The 19,581-nt window shown below is 58.5% G+C and carries 22 protein-coding genes and 1 tRNA gene; 5 read left to right on the top strand and 18 right to left on the bottom strand.

Annotated features, from left to right (window positions below):
- Positions 1 to 85: 85 nt before the first annotated feature.
- Complete coding sequence (locus BM403_RS00865; protein ID WP_093541211.1) at positions 86 to 586, top strand: GAF domain-containing protein; 501 nt, start codon at positions 86 to 88, stop codon at positions 584 to 586.
- A 333-nt stretch (positions 587 to 919) separates the two neighbouring features.
- Here the strand turns inward: BM403_RS00865 and BM403_RS00860 are convergent.
- The 9 genes from BM403_RS00860 to thrS all read right to left on the bottom strand — a co-directional run bounded on the left by BM403_RS00860 (position 920) and on the right by thrS (position 8,376).
- Positions 920 to 996 (bottom strand) — tRNA-Pro (locus BM403_RS00860).
- Positions 997 to 1,086: 90 nt separating this feature from the next.
- Entirely contained in the window at positions 1,087 to 1,443 is a 357-nt protein-coding gene (locus BM403_RS00855; protein WP_003174972.1) for a MerR family transcriptional regulator, read from the bottom strand.
- Positions 1,424 to 1,726, bottom strand: coding sequence for an integration host factor subunit alpha (gene ihfA / locus BM403_RS00850; RefSeq protein WP_002553164.1), 303 nt, complete (start codon positions 1,724 to 1,726; stop codon positions 1,424 to 1,426). Before ihfA ends, BM403_RS00855 begins: the two co-directional genes overlap by 20 nt.
- 3 nt (positions 1,727 to 1,729) lie before the next feature.
- Positions 1,730 to 4,108, bottom strand: coding sequence for a phenylalanine--tRNA ligase subunit beta (gene pheT / locus BM403_RS00845; protein ID WP_093541209.1), 2,379 nt, complete (start codon positions 4,106 to 4,108; stop codon positions 1,730 to 1,732).
- A 26-nt stretch (positions 4,109 to 4,134) separates the two neighbouring features.
- Positions 4,135 to 5,151 (bottom strand): phenylalanine--tRNA ligase subunit alpha, encoded by a 1,017-nt coding sequence (gene pheS, locus BM403_RS00840; protein WP_003192486.1) that lies wholly within the window; start codon positions 5,149 to 5,151, stop codon positions 4,135 to 4,137.
- A 109-nt stretch (positions 5,152 to 5,260) separates the two neighbouring features.
- Positions 5,261 to 5,617 (bottom strand): 50S ribosomal protein L20, encoded by a 357-nt coding sequence (gene rplT, locus BM403_RS00835; RefSeq protein ID WP_003174975.1) that lies wholly within the window; start codon positions 5,615 to 5,617, stop codon positions 5,261 to 5,263.
- A 30-nt stretch (positions 5,618 to 5,647) separates the two neighbouring features.
- The gene (gene rpmI, locus BM403_RS00830; protein WP_002553160.1) at positions 5,648 to 5,842 is read right to left on the bottom strand and encodes a 50S ribosomal protein L35; all 195 of its coding nucleotides are present in this window, start codon (positions 5,840 to 5,842) and stop codon (positions 5,648 to 5,650) included.
- 60 nt (positions 5,843 to 5,902) lie between these two features.
- Entirely contained in the window at positions 5,903 to 6,454 is a 552-nt protein-coding gene (gene infC, locus BM403_RS00825) for a translation initiation factor IF-3 (protein ID WP_015884933.1), read from the bottom strand.
- Complete coding sequence (gene thrS / locus BM403_RS00820) at positions 6,454 to 8,376, bottom strand: threonine--tRNA ligase (RefSeq protein WP_093541207.1); 1,923 nt, start codon at positions 8,374 to 8,376, stop codon at positions 6,454 to 6,456. Before thrS ends, infC begins: the two co-directional genes overlap by 1 nt.
- A 367-nt stretch (positions 8,377 to 8,743) precedes the next feature.
- On the opposite strand from thrS, the gene BM403_RS00815 reads away from it, so the two are divergent.
- Both BM403_RS00815 and BM403_RS00810 read left to right on the top strand, forming a co-directional pair.
- On the top strand, positions 8,744 to 9,058 hold the full coding sequence (locus tag BM403_RS00815) for a hypothetical protein (RefSeq protein WP_015884935.1): 315 nt from the start codon (positions 8,744 to 8,746) through the stop codon (positions 9,056 to 9,058).
- A gap of 289 nt (positions 9,059 to 9,347) precedes the next feature.
- Entirely contained in the window at positions 9,348 to 9,560 is a 213-nt protein-coding gene (locus BM403_RS00810; RefSeq protein WP_003234260.1) for a cold-shock protein, read from the top strand.
- Between the two features lie 73 nt (positions 9,561 to 9,633).
- Here BM403_RS00810 and BM403_RS00805 read toward each other — a convergent pair whose 3' ends face one another.
- Positions 9,634 to 9,954 (bottom strand): I78 family peptidase inhibitor, encoded by a 321-nt coding sequence (locus BM403_RS00805; RefSeq protein ID WP_015884936.1) that lies wholly within the window; start codon positions 9,952 to 9,954, stop codon positions 9,634 to 9,636.
- Between the two features lie 144 nt (positions 9,955 to 10,098).
- Complete coding sequence (locus BM403_RS00800) at positions 10,099 to 10,407, bottom strand: hypothetical protein (RefSeq protein WP_093541205.1); 309 nt, start codon at positions 10,405 to 10,407, stop codon at positions 10,099 to 10,101.
- A gap of 171 nt (positions 10,408 to 10,578) precedes the next feature.
- Between BM403_RS00800 and BM403_RS00795 the strand changes: the two genes are divergently transcribed.
- Positions 10,579 to 10,791 (top strand): hypothetical protein, encoded by a 213-nt coding sequence (locus BM403_RS00795; protein WP_015884938.1) that lies wholly within the window; start codon positions 10,579 to 10,581, stop codon positions 10,789 to 10,791.
- Between the two features lie 33 nt (positions 10,792 to 10,824).
- Here the strand turns inward: BM403_RS00795 and BM403_RS00790 are convergent, their stop codons facing one another.
- The 7 genes from BM403_RS00790 to BM403_RS00760 are packed head-to-tail and all read right to left on the bottom strand — an operon-like array spanning position 10,825 to position 17,791.
- Positions 10,825 to 11,853, bottom strand: a complete 1,029-nt coding sequence (locus BM403_RS00790; RefSeq protein ID WP_015884939.1) for a nucleoside hydrolase — start codon at positions 11,851 to 11,853, stop codon at positions 10,825 to 10,827.
- 25 nt (positions 11,854 to 11,878) lie between these two features.
- Positions 11,879 to 12,283 carry a D-ribose pyranase gene (gene rbsD, locus BM403_RS00785; protein WP_064053338.1) on the bottom strand — a complete coding sequence of 135 codons (405 nt, stop codon included), beginning with the start codon at positions 12,281 to 12,283 and terminating at the stop codon, positions 11,879 to 11,881.
- Positions 12,280 to 13,197: a ribokinase gene (gene rbsK, locus BM403_RS00780; RefSeq protein ID WP_046035335.1), complete on the bottom strand. Its 918-nt coding sequence runs from the start codon at positions 13,195 to 13,197 to the stop codon at positions 12,280 to 12,282. Before rbsK ends, rbsD begins: the two co-directional genes overlap by 4 nt.
- 23 nt (positions 13,198 to 13,220) lie before the next feature.
- Entirely contained in the window at positions 13,221 to 14,243 is a 1,023-nt protein-coding gene (locus BM403_RS00775) for a LacI family DNA-binding transcriptional regulator (protein WP_064053336.1), read from the bottom strand.
- A 3-nt stretch (positions 14,244 to 14,246) separates the two neighbouring features.
- Entirely contained in the window at positions 14,247 to 15,224 is a 978-nt protein-coding gene (locus BM403_RS00770) for an ABC transporter permease (protein WP_015884943.1), read from the bottom strand.
- Positions 15,221 to 16,774: a sugar ABC transporter ATP-binding protein gene (locus BM403_RS00765; protein ID WP_046035334.1), complete on the bottom strand. Its 1,554-nt coding sequence runs from the start codon at positions 16,772 to 16,774 to the stop codon at positions 15,221 to 15,223. The genes BM403_RS00770 and BM403_RS00765 overlap by 4 nt, the downstream gene beginning before the upstream one ends.
- A 57-nt stretch (positions 16,775 to 16,831) precedes the next feature.
- Positions 16,832 to 17,791: a sugar ABC transporter substrate-binding protein gene (locus BM403_RS00760; protein ID WP_015884945.1), complete on the bottom strand. Its 960-nt coding sequence runs from the start codon at positions 17,789 to 17,791 to the stop codon at positions 16,832 to 16,834.
- A 561-nt stretch (positions 17,792 to 18,352) separates the two neighbouring features.
- Between BM403_RS00760 and BM403_RS00755 the strand changes: the two genes are divergently transcribed.
- Positions 18,353 to 19,441: an asparaginase gene (locus BM403_RS00755; protein ID WP_015884946.1), complete on the top strand. Its 1,089-nt coding sequence runs from the start codon at positions 18,353 to 18,355 to the stop codon at positions 19,439 to 19,441.
- Positions 19,442 to 19,581: the final 140 nt, after the last annotated feature.

The raw sequence follows: 19,581 nt of genomic DNA, 5'->3' as shown, positions 1-19,581 counted from the left end.
ATCGCTGGAACGCAATTTTAGGTGTGTGGCAGGTTCTCTCTCACGCCAATGCGACGCGCCCCGCTAAACACAGCATAGGTGAAATATGGACAAGCCCGAAATCACCTTGCACGCTGTGCTTAATTCAGATGAGCGATCAGCGTTGGCTGAGATTGAGGCTACCACTAGCATTTTAAAGCTCGTTACACGGATTACGGGCATGCGGTTTGCCGGGATTGCGAAATTCACCGAAGCAGACTGGGTCGTCTGCTCAGCTTACGACCCGCTGCATATGGGGATAGAGACGGGTGACACGCTAGCGCTAGAAATCACGCTTTGCAGCGAGCTCCGGAGAGACCCTAAGGCACTTTTTATTCCTAAAGTCAGCGAAGACGGCAGGTACTCAAGTCGTGCGGTAGTTAAACGGTATGCGATCGAAAGCTATGCCGGCGTTCCCATCTTCCTTCCAGATGGACGGCTATTTGGTGCTCTATGCGCCCTGGATTCGCGCTCAATATTATTTGAAGATCCAGATCTGGAGGAGACTTTGGTTTTATTTGCCAGGTTGATCGGAAGCGTTTTTTTCACTAATTCGCTGCTGAATTAGACACGTTGCTGCCACTGGCTGAATCCGTGGCATCGATCGGCGTTTCCGCTTCTCCTATCGAGCAGCTTGACCCGTTCATTGGCGATCTGCCGTTCACGCACCTGTTGCTCACCGAACTGCCGAACCCTCTGCTGAGGACTCGGCGGGCGGAGTGAAAAAGCAGGCATGAAGAGCGGCGATGAACGCTTGGTGATCCTGGATCAATGTGGCGATGTGCATCATCGATGGCCAGCGCTGACCCTATTGAGGAGGAAGTCGGGATGATCCCCCGCAAAAGTCCCCACGCATGAAAAAGCCGAACGGGTAAGCGTTCGGCTAAGTCATTGAATAATATGGTCGGGACGGAGTGATTCGAACACTCGACCCCTAGCACCCCATGCTAGTGCGCTACCGGACTGCGCTACGCCCCGACTAGGCGTGTTACTGGGTTCGCTTCTTGACGAAGCGATCCGGAATATACCGCAAGCTTTTGAAATGTGGAAGTATTTTAAAAGCCGGAATTACTTTTTCAGAACCACCAGCACATCTTCGAGCTCGGAGATCATCTGGCGGATCAGTTGCTTGTATTGGGTGGTGTCGTCTTTGGCTTCATCACCGGACATGCGCTGGCGTGCGCCGCTGATGGTGAACCCCTGGTCGTACAGCAACGCGCGGATCTGTCGGATCATCAGCACATCCTGGCGCTGATAATACCGACGGTTCCCGGTGCGTTTGACGGGGTTGAGTTGAGGAAACTCCTGCTCCCAATAGCGCAGCACGTGCGGTTTTACCGCACAGAGCTCGCTGACTTCACCAATGGTGAAGTAGCGTTTGCCTGGGATGACGGGTAGCTCGTCGTTATGACTTGGTTCCAGCATAAGCCTCAACTCGGGCCTTCAACTTCTGCCCTGGACGAAAGGTGACCACACGGCGAGCCGTGATCGGGATTTCTTCTCCCGTTTTTGGATTGCGGCCAGGCCGCTGGCGTTTGTCCCGCAGGTCAAAATTGCCGAAACCGGACAATTTGACCTGTTCGTTGTCTTCCAGAGCGTGTCTGATCTCTTCAAAAAACAGCTCAACCAATTCCTTAGCTTCGCGTTTGTTCAGACCCAACTCTTCGTACAGACGTTCCGCCATCTCAGCTTTCGTCAAAGCCCCCATACGTCACTTCCTTAACGTGGCGTTCAACCTTTGTTCGAGCGAGGTGAGGATATTTTGTGTCGTGGTATTCACCTCATCGTCATTAAGAGTGCGCGATGGATGCTGCCAGGTCAAGCCAACTGCGAGGCTTTTTCTATGCGGATCAATACCTTTACCCTGATAGACGTCAAATAGCCTGAGGTCTGTCAGCCATTCCCCTGCATTTTCACGGATTACGTCCAGAACGGCAGTGGCGGCCACTTCGCGGTCGGCGATCAGCGCCAAATCGCGGCGTACTTCAGGGAAGCGCGACAGCTCGCTGAATTTAGGCATTTTGCCCGAGGCGACTTCAGCCAGGACCAGTTCGAACACGAAGACCGGACGGTCGAGACCGAGGGTTTTCGACAGCTCAGGGTGAATGGCACCGACGAAGCCCACCAGGCGCCCTTCGCGCTCGATACGTGCCGTCTGGCCAGGGTGCAATGCCGGATGGCTGCCAGGAACGAAGGTGAAGGCATCCAGAGCACCGGCAAAGCCCAGCACCGCTTCTACGTCAGCCTTGACGTCGAAGAAGTCCACGGCATCGCGGCCCTGCGCCCAGCCTTCCGGCAGACGGCTACCGCACACCACGCCAGCGAGCATTGGCTCTTGTTTCAGGCCGTCGAGCTGGCCGACAAAACGCAGGCCGCTTTCGAACATACGCACGCGATCTTGCTGACGGTTCAGGTTATGGGAAAGTGCTTTCACCAGGCCTGGCCACAGGGACGAACGCATGGCCGCCATGTCGTTGGAGATCGGGTTCGCCAGCAGCAGCGGCTCGACGCCAGGGTTGAACAGCTCGAACTGTTTAGGATCGATGAAGCTGTAGGTCACCGCTTCCTGGTAGCCACGGGCAACCAGCAGACGACGCAGCTCAGGCAGGTGCGCACGCGCCTCGGCCTTGGGTTGCGGCGCCAGGCGCGCTTGCGGGTAACGAACCGGCAGGCGGTTGTAGCCGTAGAGGCGAGCCAGTTCTTCGATCAGGTCGACTTCCAGGCTGATATCGAAGCGATGACTTGGCACTTCAACGGTCCACTGCCCTTCCCCGCCTGCGGAAATACCCAGGCCGAGAGCGGATAACAGTTGCTCGATTTCAGCCGGCGCGATGACCAAGCCGAGCATCTGCTCGACACTTTTGGCGCGCAGGGTGATCGGCGCAACGGACGGCAAGTACTGCTCGCTGACGGTTTCGGTGATCGGACCCGCTTCGCCGCCGGTGATTTCCAGCAGCAGGCCAGTGGCGCGCTCCATGGCTTCACGCGCCAGCTTCCAGTCCACGCCGCGCTCGTAGCGATGCGACGCATCGGTGTGCAGACCATAGGAACGGGCTTTGCCGGCGATGGCGATCTGGTCGAAGAAGGCACTCTCAAGGAACACGTCGCGGGTGGTCTCGGACACACCGCTGTGCTCGCCACCCATCACGCCGGCAATCGCCAGGGCGCGGGAATGGTCGGCGATGACCAGGGTGTCGGCACGCAGGCTGACTTCCTGGCCGTCGAGCAGCACCAGCTTCTCGCCTTCTTCCGCCATGCGTACGCGGATGCCGCCGTTGATTTCGGCGAGGTCGAACGCATGCAGCGGTTGGCCCAGCTCCAGCATCACGTAGTTGGTAATGTCGACGGCCGCGTCGATGCTGCGCACGTCAGCACGGCGCAGGCGCTCAACCATCCACAGCGGGGTTGGCTTGGACAGATCGACGTTACGGATCACACGACCCAGGTAACGCGGGCAGGCGTTTGGCGCCAACACGTCGATCGGGCGTACTTCATCGTGTACCGCAGGCACGGCGGCAACTACCGGGCGGGTGACCGGGGCGTTGTACAACGCGCCCACTTCACGCGCCAGGCCGGCCAGGGACAGGCAGTCGCCACGGTTCGGGGTCAGGTCGACCTCGATGCTGGCGTCTTCCAGCTCCAGGTAGCCGCGGATGTCCTGGCCCACCGGCGCATCGGCCGGCAGTTCCATCAGGCCATCATTGCCCTCGCCGACCTGCAGCTCCGCCTGGGAGCACAGCATGCCGTTGGACTCGACGCCACGCAGCTTGGCTTTCTTGATCTTGAAGTCGCCTGGCAGCTCGGCACCGATCATGGCGAATGGGATCTTCAAGCCCGGGCGCACGTTAGGCGCTCCGCACACGACCTGGAAGGTTTCCGCGCCATTGCTGACCTGGCACACACGCAACTTGTCGGCATCGGGATGCTGCTCGGTGCTCAGCACCTCGCCCACTACGACGCCGCTGAAAACGCCGGCCGCCGGAGTGACGCTATCGACCTCAAGACCGGCCATCGACAGACGAGCAACCAGCTCGTCGCGATCTACCTGCGGGCTTACCCAGCCACGCAGCCATTGTTCACTGAATTTCATCCTGCTCTCCTAAAGATTCGTTACGACTAGCGAAATTGCGCGAGGAACCGCAAGTCGTTGTCGAAGAACAGACGCAAGTCGTTCACGCCGTAACGCAGCATGGCCAGACGCTCAACGCCCATGCCGAAGGCAAAGCCCGAGAACTCTTCTGGATCAATGCCGGACATGCGCAGCACGTTGGGGTGAACCATGCCGCAGCCCATCACTTCCAGCCAGCCGGTCTGCTTGCAGACGCGGCAGCCTTTACCGCTGCACATCACGCACTCCATGTCGACTTCAGCGGAGGGTTCGGTGAACGGGAAGAACGATGGACGGAATCGCACCGCCAGCTCTTTCTCGAAGAACACCCGCAGGAATTCTTCGATGGTGCCTTTGAGGTCGGCGAAATTGATATCGCGGTCAACCAGCAGGCCTTCGACCTGGTGGAACATCGGCGAGTGGGTGATATCGGAGTCGCTGCGGTACACACGGCCTGGGCAGACAATGCGAATCGGCGGCTTGTTCGCTTCCATGGTGCGGACCTGTACCGGGGAGGTATGGGTGCGCAACAACATATTCGCGTTGAAATAGAAGGTGTCGTGCATCGACCGGGCCGGGTGATGACCTGGGATGTTGAGCGCCTCGAAGTTGTGATAGTCGTCTTCGACCTCAGGGCCTTCGGCGATACCGTAGCCAATGTGGGTGAAGAACTGCTCGATACGTTCCAGAGTCCGGGTGATCGGGTGCAGACCGCCCGAGGCCTGGCCACGGCCAGGCAGGGTTACGTCAATGGACTCGGCGGCGAGCTTGGCCGCAAGATCGGCCTCCTCGAGCGACGCCTTGCGCGCATTGAGAACCTCTGTGACACGCTCCTTGGCGACGTTGATCAGCGCACCGACTTGCGGACGCTCTTCAGCCGGCAAATTCCCCAGGGTCTTCATCACCTGAGTCAATTCACCTTTTTTGCCAAGGTAGTGAACCCGGATTTGCTCCAGGGCATTTACATCTTCAGCGCTTTGCACTGCCTCAAGGGCTTGAGCAACGAGCGCGTCCAGGTTTTCCATGTACAGACTCCAGATACAAAATAGGGGAAGAGCTTGAAGGCTCTTCCCCTATTTATGACGTTTACCACCGTGGACTACAGGAGTAGCCCAGGGTGACTGTCGGGGGTACTTAAGCCAAGGTGGCTTTAGCTTTCTCGACAATCGCAGCAAACACCGCTTTTTCGTTCACGGCCAGTTCAGCCAGAACCTTACGGTCGATTTCGATGGACGCTTTTTTCAGGCCAGCGATGAAACGGCTGTAGGACAGACCGTTAACACGTGCACCGGCGTTGATACGAGCGATCCACAGAGCGCGGAACTGACGTTTTTTCTGACGACGGTCGCGGTAGGCGTATTGGCCTGCCTTGATTACCGCTTGCTTGGCAACACGGAATACGCGTGAACGCGCGCCGTAGTAGCCTTTAGCAAGTTTCAGAATTTTTTTGTGACGTTTACGGGCAATGACGCCACGCTTTACACGAGCCATGAGTTACTTCCTCTATTCTTGATCCAAAAATTAACGAAGGCGCAGCATGCGCTCGACTTTTGCCACGTCAGACGGATGCAGCAAGCTGCTACCGCGCAGTTGACGCTTACGCTTGGTCGACATTTTGGTCAGGATGTGGCTCTTGAAAGCGTGCTTGTGCTTGATACCGTTAGCAGTTTTCAGAAACCGCTTAGCAGCACCACTTTTAGTCTTCATCTTTGGCATGTTCGGATACTCCGCATTCAGTTGATAAACATAATCAGAAGGCCTGCCGTGCCCTGTTGATTACTTCTTCTTTTTCGGGGCGATGACCATGATCAGCTGGCGTCCTTCCATCTTAGGATGCTGCTCGACGGAACCGTACTCCAGCAGGTCAGCTTCAACCCGCTTGAGGAGTTCCATCCCCAGCTCCTGGTGGGCCATCTCACGGCCGCGGAATCGCAAGGATACCTTGGCCCTGTCCCCATCACTCAGGAAACGTACCAGGTTGCGCAGTTTTACCTGGTAATCCCCTTCCTCCGTCCCTGGACGAAACTTGATTTCTTTTACTTGAATCTGCTTCTGGTTCTTCTTCGCTGCGGCAACCTGCTTCTTCTTTTCGAAGATCGACTTGCCGTAGTCCATCACCCGGCAAACGGGTGGGATTGCATCGGCGGAAATTTCCACCAAGTCCAATTTGGACTCTTCAGCAATACGAAGCGCTTCATCAATCGAGACGATGCCAATCTGCTCGCCGTCAGCGCCAATTAACCGAACCTCGCGTGCCGAGATATTCTCGTTGATCGGGGCTTTCGGTGCAGCTCGTTTATCTTGTCTCATTTCACGCTTAATAATAATTACTCCGAATCTGGGCGACCACGCCGGGAAACCGCTTGCGCGAGGAACTCAGCGAACTGGGCGACGGGCATCGAGCCCAGGTCAGCACCTTCACGAGTACGCACAGCGACAGTCTGCATCTCGACTTCCCGATCTCCGATAACCAAGAGATAGGGAACCTTGAGCAAAGTATGCTCGCGGATTTTAAAGCCGATCTTTTCATTTCTCAAGTCGGACTTGGCACGAAATCCGCTTTCGTTGAGTGTTTTTTCAACTTCAGCGGCAAAATCTGCCTGTTTATCAGTGATATTCATGATCACTGCCTGAGTCGGCGCCAGCCACGCAGGGAATGCACCCTCGTAGTGCTCGATCAGGATCCCGACGAACCGTTCGAACGAGCCGAGGATCGCCCGGTGCAGCATAACCGGGTGTTTACGGCTGTTGTCTTCGGAGACGTATTCGGCTCCCAGACGGATCGGCAGGTTAAAATCGAGCTGCAGGGTACCACACTGCCAGACGCGGCCAAGGCAATCTTTCAGCGAGAACTCGATCTTCGGACCGTAGAACGCGCCCTCACCCGGCTGCAGGTCGTACGCAAGCCCCGCACTGTCCAGCGCTGCGGCCAATGCCGCTTCGGCGCGATCCCACAGCTCGTCGGAGCCGACGCGCTTTTCCGGACGAGTGGACAGTTTCATCTCAACTTCGGTGAAGCCGAAATCGCGATAAACGTCCATGGTCAGCTTGATGAACGCTGCGGATTCGGCCTGCATCTGCTCTTCAGTGCAGAAGATGTGGGCGTCGTCCTGGGTGAAGCCACGCACACGCATGATGCCGTGCAGCGCACCCGACGGCTCGTTACGGTGACAGGCACCAAACTCGGCCAGGCGCATCGGCAACTCGCGGTAGCTCTTCAGGCCCTGGTTGAACACCTGCACGTGGCATGGGCAGTTCATTGGCTTGATGGCGTAATCGCGGTTTTCCGACTGGGTGGTGAACATGTTGTCGGCGTAGTTGGCCCAGTGCCCGGATTTCTCCCACAGGCTGCGGTCAACGACCTGGGGAGTCTTGATCTCCAGGTAGCCGTTTTCGCGCTGAACCTTGCGCATGTACTGCTCGAGTACCTGGTACAGGGTCCAGCCGTTGGGGTGCCAGAACACCATGCCCGGCGCTTCTTCCTGGAGGTGGAACAGGTTCAGGCGCTTGCCGATCTTGCGATGGTCGCGTTTTTCGGCTTCTTCGATGCGCTGGATGTAGGCCGCCAGCTGCTTCTTGTCAGCCCAGGCAGTGCCGTAGATCCGCTGCAGTTGCTCATTCTTCGCGTCGCCACGCCAGTAGGCGCCGGACAGCTTGGTCAGCTTGAAGGACTTGAGGAAGCGTGTGTTCGGCACGTGCGGGCCACGGCACATGTCGACGTATTCTTCGTGGTAGTACAGGCCCATGGCCTGCTCGTCCGGCATGTCTTCCACCAGGCGCAGCTTGTAGTCTTCGCCACGGGCGGTGAACACGTCGATCACTTCGGCGCGCGGCGTGACTTTCTTGATCACGTCGTAATCTTTTTCGATCAGCGCGTGCATGCGTTGTTCGATGGCGGCCAGATCGTCCGGGGTGAAAGGACGCTCGTAGGCGATGTCGTAATAGAAGCCTTCGTCGATGACCGGGCCGATTACCATCTTCGCGGTTGGATACAGCTGCTTGACCGCGTGGCCAATCAAGTGAGCGCAAGAGTGGCGAATGATCTCCAGCCCCTCTTGGTCCTTGGGCGTGATGATTTGCAGGCTGGCGTCGTTGGTGATCAGGTCACTGGCGTCAACCAGCTTGCCGTCGACCTTGCCGGCCACGGTGGCCTTGGCCAGGCCTGCACCAATGGATGCGGCGACCTCGGCTACGGAAACCGAATGATCGAATGAACGTTGACTGCCGTCGGGAAGAGTAATAGTTGGCATGGCGCCTCCTCTCCTAGTGGTGACCCCTACCAAAGGTCACGTGGGTTGGGATGAGCCAGTACAAGATCCAACACCAGGCCGTTCAGTGATGAACGCCTGCCTTACAGCGGCAGGAGCCTTTCGGCCAACCGATAATCGAACCAGAGTGACTGGAGTGAGCTAAAAAGAACATGGCAAGGCGGCAATTGGCGCGCCTGGAAATAGCCAAGCGCAAGATCCTAGCACAGATGAACGGTCATCGCGGGGCTGCTATCTTGCGTAAAGACAAATTCCAGCCTTTATAGCTGCAAAAGTGAACTTGAGCTGTACGCAATGCCTCAAACCCACTGAGAATCGCCGTTCGTCCTCGACCCAAAGGAGCATCCTCATGATGCGTTTTACCTCCACCCTCGCTCTCGCCGCTTCCCTGACCCTCCTTTCCCTCGGCGCGCAGGCAGCAGCCCCGTCGAACTGGCCAGCCGGTGCCCGTGACAGCTTCGTCAGCGATTGCAGCGCAGCCGCCAGCCAGAACGTGGACGCCAAAACTGCCAAAGCCCACTGTGAATGTGGCGCTGACAAGATCAACGCCGAATTGAGCACTGCGGAAATCAAAGAGCTCATGACCAACCAGAACGCCAGCCCGGAGCTGAAAAACAAGGCAGTCGCGGCTATTTCGTCCTGCAAAGTCGTGAAGAAAAAGTAAGATTTGCCGCTGATCTCACGGCTTTTTTGGCGGTAAAACAGGCTTAAAACTGCCGTTTCTCACAAATTACGCAGCTTTTGCGGCTTTTTTTACCAGTTGATATTTCGAGCCAAAGCCCCGTAAATCGGGGCTTTCAGCCGGATCAGGCACTAAACGCAACGCTATTGATTAGCAAACAATGCCTTGGGGGGGCTCCCAAGCCGAACATTTCGACTATGATAGCCCGGTGTGCCCAGTTGGCCTGAGCAGCACAGCACTACTGAAAATATATGTTTCTTGGAGATACACCATGTCTAATCGCCAAACCGGCACCGTTAAATGGTTCAACGATGAAAAAGGCTTCGGCTTCATCACTCCTCAAGGTGGCGGTGACGACCTGTTCGTACACTTCAAAGCTATCGAAAGCGACGGTTTCAAAAGCCTGAAAGAAGGCCAAACCGTTTCCTTCGTGGCTGAGAAAGGCCAAAAGGGTATGCAAGCTGCACAGGTTCGCGGCGAGTAATTCTCCGCTGAGCTAAAAAAACCCCGTCCATGTGACGGGGTTTTTTATGGGCGCTGCAAAAGCCTTGAAAGACCTAGCCGCAATTGACTCGCGTGATCACCAGGTTGTCATCGGTGTTCAGGTTCAGGCGGTCGGAACGGTATTCCAGCGTGATCATGTCGTTAGGCTTGAGGATCCGTGCGTTCTGCGCACCGGCGCGGGTACGCGCCTGCTCCAGCAATTGGGGCGAAGCTTTCTGGCCGATGGTGAATTCGGCGGCCTTCGACTCACAGCGGCTATGACCGGTATCGGCCACGGCGGCGTCTTTGGCTGGCTCAGAGGCACCCGGGGTGCTGCAACCCGCCAACGCGAGTGCTGCCAACAAAGTACCGAATGATGCGAGCTTCCAAGGCATGAAGCCTCCTATGATAAAAAATGGACAGAGATCGTGCGACAGCGATTGGGCGGATTGGTTTCAAGACGTAAACCGCCGCAGGGCAAGTCTGCCTGACTCTCGGCAGGCATTCGCCCGGTCAATCGTGACCAGATATGAACGAAATCAGTAGATGTCGATGTAGTCAGACGCCGGCTTCGGCCAGTTTTCCTTCAGTGCATTCAAGATCTGCGTCACCCAGACTTCGTCGCTGGCGGCCACATTCCCTACGTATCCGGAGCCCTTGGCCCAGGTCTCCAGGCGAAACAGCAGCCCGTCGATGCCCACACCGCCCACCACCTTCCCTGAGGAGATATAGGCGATTCCGGCCTGGGTCACCCGCAGTTGGGCATGTTCGTCGTCATTAGCACTGGCGAGAAGCTGGCGCACATTCGCCAGCGTCAGGTTCTCGGGGTTGTTCAAGTCGATCTGCACGCGGTGTTCCCCGGCAATTAAACAGGCGGCCAGTGTCGCACAGGGCGACCGTCATTCCGAATCGCCTCATGCCTAAGTATCAGTGCCAAATACGATGCAAAATGGTTAACTGGGCCGGTAAGAACCGCGTTCCAGCGCACTGCCCAGTACTTTCAGCCCCGCGAGACAGTCATGACCACCGTAACGCTCCAAGCCGACATCAAAGCCAAGTGGCCCCAAGGACAGAGCTCCTACAGCCCCGGAAGCCCGGAGGAATTGGCGATCATTGGTATCGACCTGCTGGTCAAGGAGCTGGGTACACAAGCGGCGCAAGCGTTCATCGGCCAGATATTCGAGAAATACCCGGCCGACCACATGGGGGCACACAACCCCGAGCGCGAATAAGAACCGGCCGGCGAACGCCGACCGGTCAACACCTTACTTCAGACGCGCCAGGCGCTCGGTCAACAGATCGAAGAAGCCTTGGGCATCACCGTTCTCCACCCAGAACGCGTTCTTCGGTTGCTTCAGACCGTCGTACCAGTCGACGATGGTTTGGCCGAAGGTCGGGCCTTCCCGGCTGTCCACTACCACGTTGACTTCACGGCCGGTGAACAGTGAAGGCTTGAGCAGGTAAGCGACGACGGTCGCGTCATGCACCGGGCCGCCTGGAATACCGTAGTGCTCCATGTCGCCCTTGACGTATTCATTGAGAATATCGCTAACCACCTTGCTTGCGTTGTTCTTGAGGTCGGCGATCCCTTTCAGGCGGGCTTCGCTGGTCAGTACCTTGTGGGTCACGTCCAACGGAAGGTAGGTCAGCTTGACGCCACTCTTGAGCACAATCTCGGCCGCCACGGGGTCGGCAAACAGGTTGAACTCCGCCACCGGCGTAATATTGCCGCCGTTGAAGTGCGCGCCCCCCATCACCACCACTTCCTTGATGCCCTGGGTGATTTCCGGTGCCTGGGTCAGCGCCAGCGCCAGGTTGGTCTGCGGGCCGAGCATGGCGATGGTGATACTGTGAGGCTTGGCGGTGCTCAGGGTCTTGATCAGGTAGTCGACGGCATTGCCTTCAGCCAAGCCCTTTTTAGGCTCATGCACGGTGACACCGGAAATACCTTCCTTGCCATGGATGTTCTCGGCGTAGATCGGCGTGCGCAGCAGCGGCGCTGGCGCACCGGCGTACACCGGGATGTCCTCGCGCCCTGCCCATTCGCGGGCCAGGCGGGCGTTGCGAGAGGTCTTGTCCAGACGCACGTTGCCGGCGACGGTGGTCAATGCACGGATGCTCAGTTCATCCGGCGAAGCCATCGCGAACAGCAACGCCACCACATCATCAGCACCGGGATCGGTGTCGATGATCAGGTCGATTTTTTCCGCCGCCTGGGCGCTTGCAGCAGTGAGTGCGGACAAAAGCAGAACACTCCGGAACAGGTTTTTCAGGGTTGGGAGACCACGTTGCATAAAACACTCCTTGTCGTTGAGAACGTTAGAACGTTACGCCGGACACCAGCGCGATATTGCAGTAAGGCTGGCATTCGCCGGTGCGCACCACGGCGCGCGCCTTGCGGCTGAGCTGTTTGAATTCTTCATGGCTGACCAGGCGCCGCTCACCCAGGGCCGCTTCGTCGCTGAGCGTATTAAGCTCGTTCAGCGCCGGCGGCTGCTTGAGCAGGATTTCTTCGGCCAGCACATGGCTTTCCACTTGCATCTCGCTGAGCACGATGCGCAAGGTGCTGATGAAATCCGGGATGCCCTGGGTCAACGCCAGGTCAATCAACTCGACGCCCGGCGGCACTGGCAGGCCAGCGTCGCCGATCACCAGGATGTCACCGTGCCCGAGTGAGGCGATGACACGCGACAGGGCGATATTGAGCAGAGGTGTCTTTTTCATGAGGGCACAAAACCTTGTACGTCGTGCAGCGTTGGAATAGAGGGTTGCGCGCCGGCGCGGGTGACCGACAGTGCCGCAGCAACCTGGCCAAAACGAATGGCCTCGGCCTCGCTTTTGCCATTGGCAAGTGCCGCAGCAAAGCCACCGACGAAGGTATCGCCCGCTGCGGTGGTGTCGACCGCCTTGACCTTCGGCGCCAGCAGGTGCTCAAAGCCCTGGCCGTCAGTAAACAGCGCGCCCTGAGCCCCCAGGGTGATGATGACTTTGCCGGCGCCCGCCTGGATCAGGTGGGTTGCCGCTGCCTTGGCGCTGTCAATGGAGTCGACCGTCACGCCGCTCAGTGCGGTGGCTTCGCTTTCATTCGGGATCAGGTAGTCGATCGAGGCATACCATTCAGCCGGCAGCGGAGCGCTGGCCGGAGCCGGGTTAAGGATCACCGTCTTGCCCAGTTCACGACCGCGCTTGAGGGCATAACCCACCGTATTCATCGGCACTTCCAGCTGGCAGACGATCACGTCAGCCGCTTGCAGCACCGCATCGAACGCCTGCAACGAGGCTGGCGTCAGTTCGCCGTTACTGCCCGCCACGATCACAATCGCATTCTGGCTGCTGTCATCGACCACGATGAGGGCCACGCCACTGGAGCCGTCTACGGTACTGACGGCTTGGCAATCGATGCCCTCCACCTGCAACGCATCACGCAATTGCGTGCCATAGGCATCGGTACCGACACAGCCAATCATCGACACATCGGCCCCCAGGCGGGCCGACGCTACCGCCTGGTTCGCGCCCTTGCCGCCGGGCACGGTGGAGAACGTCTGGCCGATCAAGGTCTCACCGGCACGCGGCAACCGGCTGGCGCGGGTCACCAGGTCCATGTTCAAGCTGCCTACTACCACTACTTTTGCTGGCATACATCAGTACTCATCAATTCGGTTCAGCGGTATTGGGCGAACGTACCGGCGACGGGCGCCGTCGACTCACGCAACACGATGCTCGGCGTCACGATGCGTTGATCGATCGGCAGTTGGGGTGTCGCAATTCTACGCAGTAATAGTTCGGCCGCCGTCTCGCCCAGTTGCACGATCGACTGCCCGACCGTGGTCAACGCCGGGTAGACGTAACGGCCCATTTGAATGTCATCGAAACCGATCACCGACAGCTCACCCGGCACTCGGATATTGCGCTCGGCTGCCGCGCGCAATACGCCGAAACCTATCATGTCGTTGCTGGCAAAAATCGCGCTGGGCGGGTTGTTCGCCAGTAACTGCACGGCGGCGGCATAACCGCCCGTACTGGTGAAATCGCTTTCCTGGGTGCGATTGGCCGCCACTGCCACGCCCGCCTCTTGCAGCGCACGGTGATACCCCGCCAGACGCATTTGCGCGACACGGGTATGGGCAGGACCGCCGATGCAAGCGATGTCACGGTGGCCCAGTTCGAGCAAGTGCCGGGTCGCCAGGTAGGCACCCTCCTCGTGATCGATACGTACCAGGTCCACGTCTATGCCATCCAGCGCCCGGTCGACAATGACCATGGGCGTGCGCACCGCGCTCAAGCCTGCGGCCAGGCCACTGTCGTCGCCGCCAACCGAGGTCACGATCAAGCCGTCGATGCGCTTCTCCAGCAACACGCGCAAATAGCTGCGTTGCTTTTCCGCGTTATCGTCGGAGTTGCAGAGGATCACACAGTAACCGTTACGCTCGCAGTAATCCTCGATACCACGCGCCAACTCCGCAAAATACGGGTTGAGGCTGTTGGGCACCAGCAAGCCGATGGTGGCCGTGGTCTTCGCCTTGAGCGAACGCGCGACGGCACTGGGCACGTAGTCGAGCTGCTTGATCGCGGCTTCGACCTTGATGCGTACCGGCTCGCTGACCGGCCGTGTCTTGTTCACCACATGCGACACCGTCGTGTAGGAAATACCTGCAAGCGCTGCCACATCCTTGATCGTTGCCATGGTTCAGCCTCGCCGACTGGCGCGTTGGCTGCGGTAGGTATCGAGGACCACGGCAATCACGATCACGGCACCCGTGATGATGCGTTTCGTAGGTTCCGTGGCACCGATCTGCGCCAGGCCAGCGGCCAATACCGAAATAATCAACACACCAAAAAAGGTACTGATCACCGAACCGCGCCCGCCCATCAGGCTGGTACCGCCGATCACCACGGCCGCGATCACTTGCAGCTCCAGGCCTGAACCGGCGTTCGGGTCCGCCGCTTCCAGGCGCGAAATCTGGAACAACGCCGCCACACCGGCCAGCAGGCCCATGAGGCTGAACACCAGGATCTTGTACGGTTTGGGGTTGATGCCCGCCAGGCGCACGGCCTCTTCATTGGTGCCGATACCGATCAGGTAACGACCAAACACCGTACGCGTCAGTACAAGCTGCGCGGCGATAATCACCAGCAAGGCAATGATGAATGACGGCGAGATACCAAAGGCAATCGGGTTGGACAGCCAGGCAAACGAATCACCGATATAAGCGGTGCGCGAGCCGGTCATCTGGTACGCCACGCCACGGGCCATTTCCAGCACGCCGAGGGATACGATAAACGACGGGATGCGCCAGGCCACGGTGATCGAGCCGGTGATGGTTCCGGCCAATGCGGCACAGCCCATGCCCAGCACCGCAGCCGGTAGCACGCTCCACCCCCAGCTGAGAATCGCCACGCTGACCGCTGATGCCGCCAGTGCCAGCACCGAGCCCACCGACAGGTCAATACCGCCGATGATCAGGATGAAGGTCATGCCCACCGCCAACACCATCAGGTCCGGAATCTGGTTGGCCAGGGTGCTGAAGGTGTCATAGGACAGGAAGTGATCGCTGAGCACCGAGAACAGCGCAATCATCGCCAGCAAGGCGCCGGCCAGGCCCAGGTAAGTGCCCAGGCCGTAGAAGTTGCCGCCCGTTTTACCGGGGGAAGTTGTGGTTTTCATGGGGTTTCCCTAAGCACTGCGTCGTTGAGCAGCGCATCACGTTTCTGATAGCCGGCGAAGGCGGCGGCGAGCAATTCGTCCTGGGTCCAGCTGTCGCGCTCGAACGTCTCGATCAAGCGCCCGGCGGACAACACACCGATGCGGTCGCAGATCAGCATGAGTTCACGCAGATCGCTGGACACCACCACCAGTGCTTTGCCTTGACGGGTCAATTCGCCCAGCAAGGCATAAATATCGAATTTGGCACCGACGTCGATGCCGCGAGTGGGTTCGTCGAACAGCATCACCGAGCAGTCGCGCTCCAGCCAGCGGCCAATCACCACCTTTTGCTGGTTGCCGCCGGACAGTTCCGACACCAATTGCGCCGGACTGGAACTGCGGATGCGCATGGCATCGATCTGACGCTTGGCCAACGCCGTTTCGTCGCGGCTGTTGACCACGCCGCCGCCGGAGATTTCCGGCATGTTGCCCAGGGCAATGTTGGCGCTGATGGACTGAGTCAGCAACAGGCCCTCACCCTTGCGGTCCTCGGTGATCAGGGCAATGCCATGACCCACCGCGTCCACGGGCGAGCGAATGCTCACCACCTGGGCGGGCGAGCCGAGCGCCACAGTACCGCTATCGGCGAGGTCGGCGCCGAAGATCAGACGCAGCAATTCAGTGCGCCCGGCGCCGATCAGGCCGGAGATACCGTAGATCTCGCCCGCGCGCACTTCAAAGGACACGTCACGGACCTTGTCCGAGCGCGTCAGGCCTTTTACCGTCAGGGCCGGCCCACCGATGGTGCGCGGGCCCAGGTCAATGTGCTCGCCCAGCTCACGACCGACCATCAAGGTGACCAGTTGCTCGCTGTTGTAGTTGGCCATCGGCTCGACGCAGACCAGCTTGCCGTCGCGCAATACCGCAATGCGTTGGGCGACACGGGCCAGCTCTTCCAGCCGGTGCGAAATATAAATAATCGCCACGCCCCGGGCCTGCAGGCGGGTGATTTGTTCAAACAGCATCTCGACTTCACGCGCCGTGAGCATGGCCGTGGGCTCGTCGAGGATCAGTACGTGGCAATCGCCGATCAGGTTGCGGGCAATCTCGACCATCTGCTGATGGCCAATCCCCAGGCTGCCAACCAAGGTATCGGGGTCGATGGCGTCCAGGCCGACCTGGGCCATGGCCTCGATCGCAGCCTTGCGCAATTGTTTGCGACTGATCCAGCCACAATGGCTGGGCAGGTTATCCAGGAACAGGTTTTCGGCGACGGTCAGCGTCGGCAGCAGGTTGAGTTCCTGCATGACCATGCGCACGCCCAGCTCTTCGGCCTGGGTACGGCTGCCCGGCGTGTAGGCCTGGCCATTGAACTGCATGTGCCCAGTGGTCGGGGTGACCAGGCCGCCAATGATCTTCGACAAGGTACTTTTGCCTGCGCCGTTCTCACCGGTCAGCGCCAGCACTTCCCCGCGGTTGAGCGTCAGGGTGATGTCGGACAGAACCGGTTGGGCATAGGTCTTGCCGATACCGCTGACCGAGAGGACAGCGTTCGGGGCGGAAGATGACATAGGAAAATCTCCAGGCGCCCGCTCAGGACGAGCGGACGCTGTTGGGTGCTGCCAGGATTACTTCTTGAGGACGAGTTCGACCGGGGTTTCGATCACGCCATCCTTGGAGTCGACTTTCTCACCCTTGACCAACTTGAGCGCGTTCTGGATACCGAACACGGCTTGCTGGGCAGCAGCCTGGTCAGCGGTTGCCAGTACACGGCCGTCCTGCAGCATCGGCTTGATGGCTTCGATATTGTCGTAACCCACGACCAACACCTTGCCGGCCTTGCCTGCCGCACGTACGGCGGAGACAGCGCCCAGGGCCATGTTGTCGTTACCGGCCAACAGGGCCTTGAGGTCCGGGTACTCGCTCAGCATGGCGGACGCCACTTTCTGGCCCTGGTCGATTTCCCAGTTGCCGGATTGGGTGGAGACAATCTTCATGCCGGCAGCATCCATCGCATCCTTGAAGCCTGCGGTACGTTGCTGGGCGTTGGTGGTGGTCGGTACACCTTCAATAATGCCGACCTTGTCACCCGAGGCCAGTTGCTTAGCCAGGTAGTCGCCCACCAGCCTGGAGCCTTTGCGGTTGTCCGGGCCTACGAACGGAATATTGAGGTTTTTGCTTTTGAGCACGTCCGGGTCCAGGCGGTTGTCGATGTTGACGACCTTGATACCGGCATCCGAAGCCTTCTTCAGCACGGTCACCAACGCCTTGGAGTCGGCGGGTGCGATGACGATAGCGTTGACCTTGGAGAGGATCATCTGGTTGACGATGTCGATCTGCGCGCTGGTGTCGGTTTCGTTCTTGATCCCGTTGGTGATCATGTCGAAATCGGCGGCGTGATCTTTCTGATAGGCCTTGGCGCCATCTTGCATGGTCACGAAAAATTCGTTGGCGAGGGACTTCATCACCAGGCCGACCTTGGGTTTGGCGGCGGCGTCATCAGCAAATGCAGAGGAAAGAGGTAAAGCGGCGGATGCGGCAGCAAGCACAGCGACAGCGAGAAGACGTCCAGCAAATGGCAGCTTCATGGGTTCACTCCGATCTTATGATTATTGTGAGCAACGCTTGCACCGAAGAGCGCTTCGGCAGCCGTCCCACCTGGGTGGCTGATACGAGCTGTCACGATACTCCAGGAGTGTTCCGTGAAACATCTCGCAAACGTTTGCGTTATTCAAACTATGAGAACCTTGTCGAGATTTGTCAACGGTTGAAAACAGCCTTTCATCCAAGCCATCGAGCCCCGCCCTCTTGTCCTGCAAAGGCAGCCGCTAAACATCGCGCGCGCCCGGTCGTTCTCTAAAACGACAGGCTGTACGTGGCACTCACGCCTTAGCCGAGTGCGCACCGTCCACTTTTTCGGACAACCGAACGCAAGGCAGTCCGATGTTCGGAAAGCCGGACGCCTACTGGCGCCGTCGCCAAAAAACATCAATATAATCTGTTTTAAATCAATAAGTTGTTTTATATCCGCGAACACAATCAGCCTGGTACAGATCCTGCTCTACCCCATCACCTCGTGGCATTCAGAACCGCCCGGGTGTTCTAGATGAACCTGCTACAGCACTCATCAAAAACCAGAGAGAAAAATAATGAAATCTGCACTGAAGACTTTTGTTCCGGGCGCGTTAGCCCTGCTGCTGCTGTTCCCCGTTGCCGCCCAGGCAAAGGAAGCTGAAACCAAGACCAAACTGTCCAACGTGGTGATCCTCGCCACCGGCGGCACCATTGCCGGCGCCGGCGCCAGCGCGGCCAACAGTGCCACCTACCAAGCGGCCAAAGTCGGCATCGAGCAATTGATTGCCGGTGTTCCTGAGCTTAGCCAGATCGCCAATGTGCGTGGCGAGCAAGTGATGCAAATTGCATCCGAAAGCATCAACAATGAAAACCTGCTGCAACTGGGTCGCCGCGTCGCCGAACTGGCCGACAGCAAGGACGTGGACGGCATCGTGATCACCCACGGTACCGACACCCTGGAAGAAACCGCCTACTTCCTGAACCTGGTGGAGAAGACCGACAAGCCAATCGTGGTGGTCGGCTCCATGCGCCCAGGCACTGCGATGTCGGCGGACGGCATGCTCAACCTGTACAACGCCGTGGCTGTGGCCGGTAGCAAAGATGCGCGCGGCAAGGGCGTGCTGGTCACCATGAACGACGAGATCCAGTCGGGTCGCGACGTCAGCAAGATGATCAATATCAAGACCGAAGCGTTCAAGAGCCCATGGGGCCCGCTGGGCATGGTGGTTGAGGGCAAATCCTACTGGTTCCGCCTGCCGGCCAAGCGTCACACCATGGATTCGGAGTTCGATATCAAGAACATCAAGAGCCTGCCTGATGTTGAGATCGCCTATGGCTACGGCAACGTGAGCGACACGGCCTACAAGGCACTGGCTCAAGCGGGCGCCAAAGCCATCATCCACGCCGGTACCGGCAACGGCTCCGTTTCTTCCAAAGTCGTACCCGCCCTGGTGGAACTGCGTAAGCAAGGTGTACAAATCATTCGTTCTTCCCACGTCAATGCCGGCGGCATGGTATTGCGCAACGCCGAGCAGCCTGACGACAAATACGATTGGGTGGCTGCCCTCGACCTGAACCCACAGAAAGCCCGCATCCTGGCAATGGTCGCCCTGACCAAGACCCAAGACAGCAAAGAGTTGCAACGGATGTTCTGGGAATATTGATTCCCGGTGACACCTTGGCAGGGGCGGTTACCCGCCCCTGCTTCCTCGCAAAAAACCCTCGATACATACACTTTCGCCCTACATAAAATTGCCTGATCTGCTGTCAGACGAACTCCTTGAAGTTTAAGCAGTTGCGAAAT

The sequence above is a fragment of the Pseudomonas sp. OV546 genome, from assembly GCF_900116845.1.
Taxonomy (GTDB): domain Bacteria; phylum Pseudomonadota; class Gammaproteobacteria; order Pseudomonadales; family Pseudomonadaceae; genus Aquipseudomonas; species Aquipseudomonas petroselini.
This window is presented reverse-complemented; position numbering and strand designations above follow the sequence as displayed.

What these genes read in the sequence shown, in the direction of transcription:
- BM403_RS00865 (WP_093541211.1), top strand. Translation starts at nt 86, where the DNA reads ATGGACAAGCCCGAAATCACCTTGCACGCTGTGCTTAATTCAGATGAG.
- BM403_RS00855 (WP_003174972.1), bottom strand. Translation starts at nt 1,443, where the DNA reads ATGCTGGAACCAAGTCATAACGACGAGCTACCCGTCATCCCAGGCAAA.
- ihfA (WP_002553164.1), bottom strand. Translation starts at nt 1,726, where the DNA reads ATGGGGGCTTTGACGAAAGCTGAGATGGCGGAACGTCTGTACGAAGAG.
- pheT (WP_093541209.1), bottom strand. Translation starts at nt 4,108, where the DNA reads ATGAAATTCAGTGAACAATGGCTGCGTGGCTGGGTAAGCCCGCAGGTA.
- pheS (WP_003192486.1), bottom strand. Translation starts at nt 5,151, where the DNA reads ATGGAAAACCTGGACGCGCTCGTTGCTCAAGCCCTTGAGGCAGTGCAA.
- rplT (WP_003174975.1), bottom strand. Translation starts at nt 5,617, where the DNA reads ATGGCTCGTGTAAAGCGTGGCGTCATTGCCCGTAAACGTCACAAAAAA.
- rpmI (WP_002553160.1), bottom strand. Translation starts at nt 5,842, where the DNA reads ATGCCAAAGATGAAGACTAAAAGTGGTGCTGCTAAGCGGTTTCTGAAA.
- thrS (WP_093541207.1), bottom strand. Translation starts at nt 8,376, where the DNA reads ATGCCAACTATTACTCTTCCCGACGGCAGTCAACGTTCATTCGATCAT.
- BM403_RS00815 (WP_015884935.1), top strand. Translation starts at nt 8,744, where the DNA reads ATGATGCGTTTTACCTCCACCCTCGCTCTCGCCGCTTCCCTGACCCTC.
- BM403_RS00810 (WP_003234260.1), top strand. Translation starts at nt 9,348, where the DNA reads ATGTCTAATCGCCAAACCGGCACCGTTAAATGGTTCAACGATGAAAAA.
- BM403_RS00805 (WP_015884936.1), bottom strand. Translation starts at nt 9,954, where the DNA reads ATGCCTTGGAAGCTCGCATCATTCGGTACTTTGTTGGCAGCACTCGCG.
- BM403_RS00795 (WP_015884938.1), top strand. Translation starts at nt 10,579, where the DNA reads ATGACCACCGTAACGCTCCAAGCCGACATCAAAGCCAAGTGGCCCCAA.
- BM403_RS00790 (WP_015884939.1), bottom strand. Translation starts at nt 11,853, where the DNA reads ATGCAACGTGGTCTCCCAACCCTGAAAAACCTGTTCCGGAGTGTTCTG.
- rbsD (WP_064053338.1), bottom strand. Translation starts at nt 12,283, where the DNA reads ATGAAAAAGACACCTCTGCTCAATATCGCCCTGTCGCGTGTCATCGCC.
- rbsK (WP_046035335.1), bottom strand. Translation starts at nt 13,197, where the DNA reads ATGCCAGCAAAAGTAGTGGTAGTAGGCAGCTTGAACATGGACCTGGTG.
- BM403_RS00775 (WP_064053336.1), bottom strand. Translation starts at nt 14,243, where the DNA reads ATGGCAACGATCAAGGATGTGGCAGCGCTTGCAGGTATTTCCTACACG.
- BM403_RS00770 (WP_015884943.1), bottom strand. Translation starts at nt 15,224, where the DNA reads ATGAAAACCACAACTTCCCCCGGTAAAACGGGCGGCAACTTCTACGGC.
- BM403_RS00765 (WP_046035334.1), bottom strand. Translation starts at nt 16,774, where the DNA reads ATGTCATCTTCCGCCCCGAACGCTGTCCTCTCGGTCAGCGGTATCGGC.
- BM403_RS00760 (WP_015884945.1), bottom strand. Translation starts at nt 17,791, where the DNA reads ATGAAGCTGCCATTTGCTGGACGTCTTCTCGCTGTCGCTGTGCTTGCT.
- BM403_RS00755 (WP_015884946.1), top strand. Translation starts at nt 18,353, where the DNA reads ATGAAATCTGCACTGAAGACTTTTGTTCCGGGCGCGTTAGCCCTGCTG.